The sequence below is a fragment of the Dyadobacter sp. genome, from assembly GCF_051859145.1.
GTDB lineage: Bacteria > Bacteroidota > Bacteroidia > Cytophagales > Spirosomataceae > Dyadobacter.
Map to the genome: position 1 here is coordinate 1 of NZ_JBHYGF010000604.1, position 10,148 is coordinate 10,148.

General features: G+C 46.1%; 9 protein-coding genes. 3 read left to right on the forward strand and 6 right to left on the reverse strand.

Features of this window, described 5'->3' with window-relative positions:
• Positions 1-1,568, forward strand: a 1,568-nt coding sequence (gene priA, locus ACTIE6_RS26845) for a replication restart helicase PriA (protein ID WP_439559564.1), incomplete at its 5' end; no start/stop codon positions are given.
• A gap of 27 nt (positions 1,569-1,595) precedes the next feature.
• Positions 1,596-3,035, forward strand: a complete 1,440-nt coding sequence (pyk, locus tag ACTIE6_RS26850) for a pyruvate kinase (RefSeq protein ID WP_439559565.1) — start codon at positions 1,596-1,598, stop codon at positions 3,033-3,035.
• A 116-nt stretch (positions 3,036-3,151) separates the two neighbouring features.
• Here pyk and pdeM read toward each other — a convergent pair whose 3' ends face one another.
• From pdeM to ACTIE6_RS26880, 6 genes are read right to left on the reverse strand one after another with little or no spacing between them, the layout of a single operon-like run.
• Positions 3,152-3,793, reverse strand: a complete 642-nt coding sequence (gene pdeM, locus ACTIE6_RS26855; protein WP_439559566.1) for a ligase-associated DNA damage response endonuclease PdeM — start codon at positions 3,791-3,793, stop codon at positions 3,152-3,154.
• Entirely contained in the window at positions 3,783-6,287 is a 2,505-nt protein-coding gene (locus ACTIE6_RS26860; protein WP_439559567.1) for a ligase-associated DNA damage response DEXH box helicase, read from the reverse strand. The genes pdeM and ACTIE6_RS26860 overlap by 11 nt, the downstream gene beginning before the upstream one ends.
• Before the next feature lie 29 nt (positions 6,288-6,316).
• Positions 6,317-6,667, reverse strand: a complete 351-nt coding sequence (locus tag ACTIE6_RS26865) for a DUF5615 family PIN-like protein (RefSeq protein WP_439559568.1) — start codon at positions 6,665-6,667, stop codon at positions 6,317-6,319.
• Positions 6,668-6,901 (reverse strand): DUF433 domain-containing protein, encoded by a 234-nt coding sequence (locus ACTIE6_RS26870; protein WP_439559569.1) that lies wholly within the window; start codon positions 6,899-6,901, stop codon positions 6,668-6,670.
• A gap of 40 nt (positions 6,902-6,941) precedes the next feature.
• Positions 6,942-8,540 (reverse strand): ATP-dependent DNA ligase, encoded by a 1,599-nt coding sequence (locus ACTIE6_RS26875; RefSeq protein WP_439559570.1) that lies wholly within the window; start codon positions 8,538-8,540, stop codon positions 6,942-6,944.
• Entirely contained in the window at positions 8,537-9,679 is a 1,143-nt protein-coding gene (locus ACTIE6_RS26880) for a ligase-associated DNA damage response exonuclease (protein WP_439559571.1), read from the reverse strand. The genes ACTIE6_RS26875 and ACTIE6_RS26880 overlap by 4 nt, the downstream gene beginning before the upstream one ends.
• A 156-nt stretch (positions 9,680-9,835) precedes the next feature.
• Between ACTIE6_RS26880 and ACTIE6_RS26885 the strand changes: the two genes are divergently transcribed.
• Positions 9,836-10,148: Uma2 family endonuclease (locus ACTIE6_RS26885; protein ID WP_439559572.1), on the forward strand; the 313-nt coding region annotated here is incomplete at its 3' end.

Sequence of the window (10,148 nt, forward strand, 5' to 3'; positions counted from 1 at the left end):
CCAAGGAAGTTGTGTTGCTTCACGGTATCACCGGCAGCGGAAAAACAGAAGTGTACATTGACCAGATCAGGCAGGTACTGGAAGGCGGCTCGCAGGTACTTTTCCTTTTACCCGAAATTGCATTGACTACGCAGATTGTAGTCAGGTTACGAAAGGTTTTTGGTGATGTAATGGGCATTTACCACTCCAAATTCTCTGATAATGAAAGGGTGGAAGTCTGGAAAGGTATTCTCGACGGGAAATTCCAGTTTGTAGTCGGCGTGCGCTCGGCTATTTTCCTGCCGTTTGACAATCTGGGGTTGATTATCGTAGATGAAGAACACGAATCTTCCTACAAACAACACGATCCCGCGCCGCGCTACAATGCGCGTGATGTGGCGGTGATTATGTCTTATATGCACAAAGGTAAAACGCTGCTCGGCTCTGCAACTCCCTCATTGGAAAGCTATTATCATGCAAAAAGTGGTAGATACGGGCTCGTGGAAATGAAGCAGCGGTTTGGAAATGCCGCATTACCAACCTTTGAACTGATCGATATCAAGAAGGAAAAGAAGAGTAAAAAGATGAAGAATGAATTTTCATCTGTCCTGATCGAGCAGTTGCAGCATAACCTCAATCACAAGGAACAAACCATTCTTTTCCAAAACCGCCGCGGCTACTCGCCTTACATGCAATGCGAGGAATGCAACTGGATTTCTGAATGCGCGAATTGTGATGTAAGTCTGACTTACCACATGAAAGCCAGGGAATTGCGCTGCCATTATTGCGGACACAAAGAAGAGGTGCCGCGCACTTGCCCCCACTGCGGCTCTACGAAAGTGAGAACAATGGGTTATGGTACCGAAAAGATTGAAGAGGAAATTAATCTGATGTTTCCCGGAGCGAGGGTGCAGCGGATGGACCTGGACACAACCCGCGCCAAGAATGCATACCAGCAGATTATCCAGGAATTTGAAGAAGGCGGAATCGATATTCTGGTCGGGACGCAAATGGTGAGCAAAGGCCTCGACTTTGATAACGTGAGTGTAGTCGGCATTTTTGACGCAGACCGCATTATCCATTTTCCCGAATTCCGCGCATCTGAACGCGCATTTCAGATGCTGACGCAGGTAAGCGGTCGCGCAGGCAGGCGGGCAGATAAACCGGGTAAAGTGCTGATCCAAACTGCCAATCCGGCACAAAAGCTGCTTGAACGCATTATCGAAAATGATTACATCGGCATGTACGAGTCTGAGATCATCGAGCGGGAAAAGTACAGCTATCCGCCATTTACGCGGCTTATCAAAGTTACTGTAAAGCACGTTGACGAAGCTGTCGCCAACAAAGCAGCCCAGGTACTTGCCAAAAAACTGATTGAAAATCTGGGTTTAAGCCGGGTTTTGGGACCTCAGCCGCCGCTCGTGGAAAGAGTAAGAAATCAGTTTTTGTTCGATATTCTCATTAAACTTGAACGAGAAAAGATTAATTTTAAGGCGGCAAAGTCATTTATACAGGAAAAAGTTATTGACATTTTGACCGACAAAACTTTGAAAAGCATTCAGGTCGTTATCGACGTGGACTGTTTATAAAAAATCATTTCTTACTGCATATCCCGTATGTCTTCCAAAAAAACCAGAATTGTTGCGACAGTAGGTCCGGCCTCAGAATCCAAAGAAACTTTATACGCATTAGCAAAAGCCGGAGTAAATGTATTTCGTCTGAATTTCTCTCACGGTACCCACGCCGACCACCTTGCAAGACTTAATACAATCCGGGAGATCAATGAAGAATATGGATTGAACCTGGCGGTATTGCAGGATTTGCAAGGTCCAAAAATCCGTATCGGCCTCGTAGCTGAAAAAGACGGTGTGCTGATTGAGCCGGGAAACAAGCTGATTTTATCAAATACCGAAGTATTGGGAACTGCTGAAAAAGTGAGTACACCTTACGACGGAATGTATAACGACGTCAAAATAGGCGATCGCGTTTTGATGGACGATGGAAAACTGGAAGTGCTTGTAACAGGCATTGACGGTTCGGATGTAGTAACAGAAGTTATTTACGGCGGGTATTTGAAATCCAAAAAAGGTGTTAACCTGCCCAATACAAGGGTTTCGATGCCTTCGGTAACTACCAAAGATTACGAAGATCTTGATTTTGGCCTTGAACACGATGTGGAATGGGTTGCATTGTCTTTCGTTCGCACCGCAGCTGAGATCCTGAAAGTGAAGGAATATATTGCCAACAAAGGCAAAACTGCACGTTTGATCGCGAAGATCGAGAAGCCGGAAGCGATCGTGAATATCGACGAGATCATCGAAGCAACTGACGGTATTATGGTAGCCCGCGGTGATTTGGGAGTTGAACTTCCTGCCGAAGAGGTACCAATGATCCAGAAAATGATCGTGGACAAATGTAACAAAGCTGGAAAGCCTGTGATCGTTGCGACACAAATGCTGGAAAGTATGATCGACAGTCCACGTGCAACCCGCGCTGAATTGAACGACGTTGCAAACTCGGTTTTGGATGGAGCTGATGCAGTAATGCTAAGTGCTGAAACTGCTTCGGGTAAGTATCCGATCCTGGCCGTTGAAAGTATGACACGCACCATTGAGCGGGTTGAAGCGTCTACAAACAGCATCTATTTCAGGCACCACGCATTTGTAAATGAGAGCCCGGGTGCTTATAAATTAAATGATAATGTAGTAATGAGCGCCTGCCGTTTGGCACGTGATACCCACGCCAGCGCGATTATCGGGATTACACGCTCGGGATATACTTCCTTTCGTCTTTCACATCACAGACCAAAAGCGAGCCTGATCATTTTTACTTCCAACAAAGTGTTAATGAATCAGTTGGCATTGTACTGGGGTACCAAGGTATATTATTACGACCGCGACCAAGGTGTGTCCACAGACGATCTGATCGAGGATATCAAAACATTCCTGGTAGAAAAAGGCGAATTGCAAAAAGGAGATGTATTCATCAATACCCTGAGCATGCCGGTTTCAAGACAACGCAAGACAAATACAGTGAAATTGAGCGTTGTTGAATAAAAAATAAGTTGAACAAATAGTGAGAAAGAGGCTGTCTTAACTGGCAGTCTCTTTTTGTTTTCAGGCTTTTGTGCTTCCCTTCCTCCCATTGTTCCCCCCTTCCTTTACTCCTCTATCTAACAAACCGAAAAAACCTTGGTTTCAGTAGTGATAAATATTTTCCGGTTTTTGGTTAAATCCATTTGAAACCCGCCGGTGAAAACGCCAAAACTGGGAAGGATAGCCTGATGGTTATCGACTACAAAACAGGGTAAACGCACACTTTGGCGACCTTTTCCATAAGTAGTGAAAACAGGATGCACGTGTCCGGCGAATACAAATTTGTCCTCCACGGCCTCTGTCTTAGGATGGTGGGTAAAAACGAAATCACCTTCCTCGTAATCATTTAAATGTACTTCCAAGTCCGCTTCGAGAAAGAGGCTCACGGGCAAAATGTCGTGGTTGCCGATTACAATCAGCATTTCAATGTAATGATGCGTTTGCCGCCATTCGCGGAAAAGCTCCCATTCTGCATTGTATTGACTGTGAAAAAGGTCGCCGAGAAAGATAATGCGGGTAGCGCCTGTGTTTTGTACGAGCTGATTTAATCTCGCGAAATTGTTATCGATCGCGTTGGGAGGCAGCGCAATTCCCTCTTTCCTGAAATGGGTTATCTTGCCTAAATGCAGGTCCCCGATCAACAATGTCTGCGTTTCTTCCCAAAAAATGGCCTTTTGTGTTAATAACTGAAAATGTTCCCCTCTGATTTCAATCTGCATTACTGTACTGTTTGATCATTTTCTGGATTCTGTCTTCCAGCTTTTCCGAAGTTAATTGTTCTCTCAGCCGATCCACCATAATCGGGAAAGAAAATGGCGTTGGTTTGGGTGTTTTTTTAACGATGATTTTCTGTGTCGCAATCCGGTCCAGCGCCTGCCGCATCCGTACTTCTTCCAGCTGGTAGGTCAAAACTTCCTGGTAAGCTTGCTTGATGAGCAGGTTATTGTCTTCATATTTGGTCATAACCGTAAATAGCAACGAACTGGAAGCCTGCAATTGTCTGGTTTTGACATTTTTTCCCGGGTACCCCTGAAACATCAGTCCCGAAATTGCCGCTATTTCCCTGAATTTACGCTTCGCCATTTCAGTTGCATTCACGCTCTGGTAAATATCGTCTACAAGGTTTTTGGTAGAAAACAGATCGTGATCCTGCAGGATACTTTCAAGGTTAACATACTGGTCGCTAAGCAGTTCAAACCCATAATCATTCATCGCGACAGAAAATGTGATCGGGCTGAGTTTCGAGAGCCGGTAAGCGAGAATGATCGACATTCCTTCATGCACAAGCCGGCCTTCAAATGGAAAAATAAAGATGTGATGTCCCTCCCGCGTTTCACATTGTTCAATCAGCAGTTCGTCTGTTTTCGGGATTATAGAACGCTCCGCCTGCAATTCCAGCAGCGGCTGCATTTTGGCCAATTCTTTTTCTTTGAAGGGATTTTCAATTGCATCCGCCAGTCGCTCCCGGATAAATGCAGACAGCTGCGAGGAAAGCGGCATTCTGCCACCCGCCCAGCGAACCAGAAATCCTTTCTTACCCTCTGCTTTTTTAACCGAAACCGTCATTTCGTGAATTCTTATAAATTCGACGGTCATTCCTGCAAAAGTAAATACGTCGCCTGGCTTCATCCAGGTCACAAAAGATTCTTCAACTGTACCCAGATACTTTCCGCTTTGCAGCTTGACTGTAATTCCCGTCTCCGAAACGATCGTTCCCATACTCAGCCGGTGCCGCAATGCGATACGCCGGCTCGTAACTACATAGCGTCCATTAACGCGCTCTACTTTTTTGTATTCGTCGTAAACCAGCAGGGAAGAGCTGCCGGTGGTAATATATCCCAGGAGCCACTCCCATTCCTGCCTGTTAATGTATTGGTAACCATAGCTGTCGCTCACTTCTTGGAATAATTCCGCTTCGTCAAAACCTTCTCCCACCGCCAGTGTCATCATCCATTGCGCCAGCACATCAAATGCGTGAGCCACCGGCGGCCGGTCTTCCAGTATGTTTTTGGCAACACCTTCCCGGAGCGAAACCGCCTCGATCAGTTCCAGTGCGTTGGTTGGACAGAAATAGATCTTGCTATCCACGCCAGGTCGGTGGCCGCTTCGTCCTGCCCGCTGGATAAATCGCGCAATACTTTTCGGGCTACCCACCTGAATTACCGTATCCACCGGCCGAAAATCCACGCCTAAGTCCAAACTCGCTGTGCATATGACGAGTTTTAACCTTTCATCGTGCAAAGCCTCCTCCACCCAATCGCGTATTTCCCGGTCAAGCGATGCGTGGTGCAAAGCCATAATGCCAGCAAACTCGGGATACTTTTCAATGATAGTCCGGTACCAGATCTCGGTACCCGATCTGGTATTTGTAAAAAGCAACGTGGTACTGCTTTGATTCACAATCTCTACCACCTGGTCCACCAGCCGGGTGCCCATATACCCCGACCACGGAAGTGTTTCCACACGATCCGGGATAATGCTTTCCACTAAAATTTTCTTATCTGTATTGGCTTTGATAGTCACCGCATTTTCTTGCGGAAAGCGCATTCCAAGGAGCACTTGTCTGGCTTCGTTCAGGTTGCCGATGGTCGCAGAAATTCCCCAGGTTTGTAAAGCCGGGTTCATCTTCCTTAATCGGGCAAGCGCGAGCTCTGTTTGCGTGCCGCGCTTGCTGCCCATTAGTTCATGCCACTCGTCTATAACCACAGTATGCAGGTTTTTGAATAGCTCTGAATTGTTTTTTTGAGCAAATAGAATGTGCAGACTTTCGGGTGTAATGATCAGCGCATCAGGCATTTGCTTCTTCTGATCACTTCTGTCTTTCGCATTGGTATCGCCCGTGCGCATTCCAACACGCCAGGTCAGGTTCATTTCCAGCGCCGCCATTTCCATATTCCGGAAAAGGTCTTTGGACAATGCACGTAGCGGCGTAATCCAGAGTACTTGCAACCCTTTTTTAGCCTTCGTATCCTTTGATTTAGCTTTCGGTTCTTTCGACGCTGCTTTCGGTTCTTTCGCTGGCAGAGAATTGATGTGCCTTATTAAAATCGGTACCCAAAGCGAATAGGTCTTTCCGCTGCCCGTAGGCGCATTCACAAGTCCACTTTTTCCATCCAAATAAGCAGCAGCGGCTTCTTTCTGAAATGTCGCCCATTTCCATCCCTTGTCTTTAAACCATTTTTCGGCGATGATATGTCCTTTGGATTTGGTCAAGAGGTTGGGTTGATAAAGATTTAAGAAAGTTAAAGCGGGATCACCTCAATTCTGTCCGAGGTTGCGATGATCATTCTCGCATTAACAAGATGCTCTAAAATTGTTTGCCAATGTGTTTGGAAGAAGATGTGTAAATCACGGATTAACACATTGCCAAGTCTTATATGAATGACTTTAACTGGATTTGGATCCAGAAGGCAGCGATGATAGAAGTCGGTGTCTTTCGTGACAATTACCATTTCATGCTCGCGGGCATAATCCCAAATGTCGCGATCGGGCCACTTTCCATTAATATCAATGACAAATTCAAAAATGTCCGAATTGAAGAAGCTAAAATACTTTGGCAGATTGACGTCGATCAAAAAACGGTATTCGGCCATTTATGCAGCGATAATGGAATAGTGCTCACTGTCCATTGCCTTTGCGGCGAACTGGATGCATGCAATTATATCGGCTTCTTCTAAAAAAGGGTAAGCTTCAAGAATGTTCTCGGGAGTTTCACCCGCCGCCAGGTATTCCAGAATCGTTTTGACAGTAATCCTATAACTCCGTATAGTTGGCTTACCATTACAAATCGATTCATCGATAGTGATTCTTTGGGAGGTACTTTTCATTAGTTTTTCAATTGGCTTTAAACAAATATAACCAAACCCATCATTTATACATCTCCAAAATCCCCTTCAAATTCTCCAAAGTATCTGCCTCCTCCGCCTTCTTGTCAGTTCTCCACCTCAATATCCTCGGAAAGCGCACCGCAATGCCGGACTTGTGTCTTGTCGATGCATTAATCCCCTCAAAACCAATTTCAAAAACCAGCTCCGGTTTCACAGTTCGTACTGGACCGAACTTCTCGATTACATTTCTTTTGATGAAATAATCCACCTTTCCGATTTCCTGATCCGTCAAGCCTGAGTATGCTTTGGCGAAAGGTACCAGCTTCCCGTCTTCGCCCCATACTGCAAAAGTGTAATCGGTAAAAAGCTCAGCTCTTCGGCCGGACCCTTTTTGGGCATATATTAAAACAGCATCAACACTCAGCGGATCCACTTTCCATTTCCACCAATCACCTTTTTTGCGACCAACCTGATAGGTACCTGCTTTACGTTTGATCATAAAACCCTCTGCATTCTGCTCGCGCGATGTTGAATGCAGATCATGCAAATCCTTCCATTCTTTAAAATCAATCAATGGAGAAAGATAAAAAACGGTTCGTGCGGCAACCTGGCTGTGCAAAAGTTCGAGTTCAGCCCGGCGTTGCTCCTGCGTCAGGCCGCGGATATCTACGCCATTTGCTTCGAGCATATCGTAGCCGAGAAATGCGATGGGAGCTTCTTCGAGGACTTTTTTGGATAAATTCTTTCTGCCAATGCGCGTTTGTAATACGTTAAAAGGCATTGGCTTTCCTTCCTGGTAAGTCACAATTTCACCGTCGAGTACAGTTCCATTTGGCAAAATATCCGCGAGGAAATGCAGTTCCGGGAATTTCTCGGTTGAAAGTTCTTCTCCACGCGTCCAGATGAAAAGCTCATTATTCCTATATATGATTTGTGAGCGGATTCCGTCCCATTTCCATTCAGCAAACCAATCCGCAGGTTCGCCTAAATCAGAAACATCGCCCTCGATCTGGTATGCCAGATAATAGGGGTAGGGGCGGGATGCATTGTCGTTTTCGCCTTTGTCGAGGATCAGTTTTTCAAAGGTGGTATCCTTCGGTTCCCATTGCCCCATCACCCGGTGCGCAATCACATTCGAGTCAATATCAGTAGCCTCCGCCAATGCCCGCACTACCAGCGTTTGTGAAACGCCAATGCGGAAACTGCCCATTAATAGTTTGTTGAAAACGAAAGTTTCGTGCTGCGAAAGCTGCATCCACGCCTGGATGATGTGGTCGCGCTTTTCCTCATCCGTCATACCCGGCAACATACCGAGGTAGTGAAACCAGTCAGTCAGGGTTTTGTCAGAGTCAAACGTTTGGTTTTTTGGTAAAAGCAACGAAATGGTTTCGCCCAGGTCACCTACGCTATGGTAGCTTTCCTGAAAAAGCCACATAGGGATATTGGCTTCTTGCGCCGCCCATTCTTTTACCATCGTGCGGTTAACCTTAAATGAGGGTCGACGACCTGTGAAAAGGGTCAATGCCCATATTTTATCTTCGTCCGAAGCTGACAGGAAATACTGTTTCAGCAACTCCACCTTTGCATTGGTTTTGTTGGTACGGTCGAGGTTCATGAAAAGGTCTGCGAATTGTTTCATGATTGCTGGCCTCCTTCCTCTAAATCCCCTTTGGGGGACTTTTCTTTTGTTGGTTGTTCGGTTTCTTCTTCCAATGCGGCTTTGTGTTGCTCGTAACTTTCAGTTGCCACTGCGGCATCCTGCACATTTTCTTCTTCCTCGCTCTCGTCCTCATTTCCGTACATCGTGTGCACTTCGCCTGCTTCAATTCCATTTTCATTGAGCCAGCGTGCGTAAATGCTGGTATATCCGTGCGTTACATACACTTTTTCAGCCCCGGTTTCCAAGACAGCCGTATTCAAATCGGGCCAGTCCACGTGGTCGCTCAGCACAAATCCCTGGTCGACAGCCCGGCGGTTTTTTGCCCCGCGCAGCGCCATCCAGCCAGAGCAATAACCCAGAGAGTAAGGGGCAAATTTCTTGATCCAGGTACTGCTGTCCACTGATGGCGGTGCGACGATCAATGCACCTTTGAAGAGCTTGCGGTCAGTTTCTTTCGTTACCAATGTCAATTCGGGCAAGTCAAAACCTGCTTCACGCAATCGTTCATTTACTGCATAAATAGCACCGTGGGCGTAAATAGGTCCGTCCTGCAACTGTATATTTTTCAAGATCCGCTGCATTTTACCTAACGAATAACCCATGATCACGCTGGCTTTTCCGTCTGCGCGGTTTTGCGCCCACCAATTATCGATTTCGGTCATCACTTCATGCTGCGGCTGCCATTTGTAAATGGGCAAACCGAAGGTAGATTCTGTAATAAACACATTGCATTTTACCGGCTCAAAAGGTGTACATACATTATCATTTTCCAGCTTGTAATCGCCGCTTGCTACCCAAACCTCGCCTTTATACTCCACGCGAACCTGCGCAGAACCAATAATATGTCCGGCAGGGTGCAGCGAGAATTTCACACCATTGATCATGAATTTCTGACCATATTCCATGGTTTGCAGGTTGATATCCTGACCAAGCCGAAGCCGCAGAATGGGCTCACTGTCTTTGTGCGAAAGATAATGCTTGCTCCCCCAGCGCGCGTGGTCACTGTGCGCATGTGTGATAATGGCGCGGTCGACTGGGATCCACGGATCAATGTGCACGTCGGCGACGGAGCAGTATATACTTTTGCCGGTAAATTGGAGTAATGGTTGTGCTGGCATAACTCTGAAATCATGAAAATTGTGCCAGCATGATGAACGCTTTCCGGCTGCATGGACGGCTTCCTTCTTGAAAGTTTTGCCGCATGATAATCGGATTTGATTTACTAAATTGTGTTAGTGTAAATTGTTTAATTAATCACCAAACACTTTACACACATGGGTTTTGCACTTATGGTTGAGCCAAGATACACCGTAGCCGAATACCTCAAACTGGAAGAGGAAAGCGAGATCCGTCATGAATATTATGACGGGGAGGTTTTCGCTATGGCTGGTACGTCGCTCAAACACAATGAAATCGTTGATAATGTTCGTACGCTTTTCAAAGAAGTTTTTAAGCCAAAAGGCTGTAAGACTTTCGCGGAAAGTGTGAAGGTTGAGTGCATCAAGAATCTTTCCTATTGCTATCCTGATGTAATAGTTACCTGCTCAGCCGAAGATCTTGCCAGCACATATATTGTTCGCAATCCCA

Excerpts from the sequence above, each read along its gene's own strand:
- pyk (WP_439559565.1), top strand. The coding sequence starts at position 1,596 with ATGTCTTCCAAAAAAACCAGAATTGTTGCGACAGTAGGTCCGGCCTCA.
- pdeM (WP_439559566.1), bottom strand. The coding sequence starts at position 3,793 with ATGCAGATTGAAATCAGAGGGGAACATTTTCAGTTATTAACACAAAAG.
- ACTIE6_RS26865 (WP_439559568.1), bottom strand. The coding sequence starts at position 6,667 with ATGGCCGAATACCGTTTTTTGATCGACGTCAATCTGCCAAAGTATTTT.
- ACTIE6_RS26870 (WP_439559569.1), bottom strand. The coding sequence starts at position 6,901 with ATGAAAAGTACCTCCCAAAGAATCACTATCGATGAATCGATTTGTAAT.
- ACTIE6_RS26875 (WP_439559570.1), bottom strand. The coding sequence starts at position 8,540 with ATGAAACAATTCGCAGACCTTTTCATGAACCTCGACCGTACCAACAAA.
- ACTIE6_RS26880 (WP_439559571.1), bottom strand. The coding sequence starts at position 9,679 with ATGCCAGCACAACCATTACTCCAATTTACCGGCAAAAGTATATACTGC.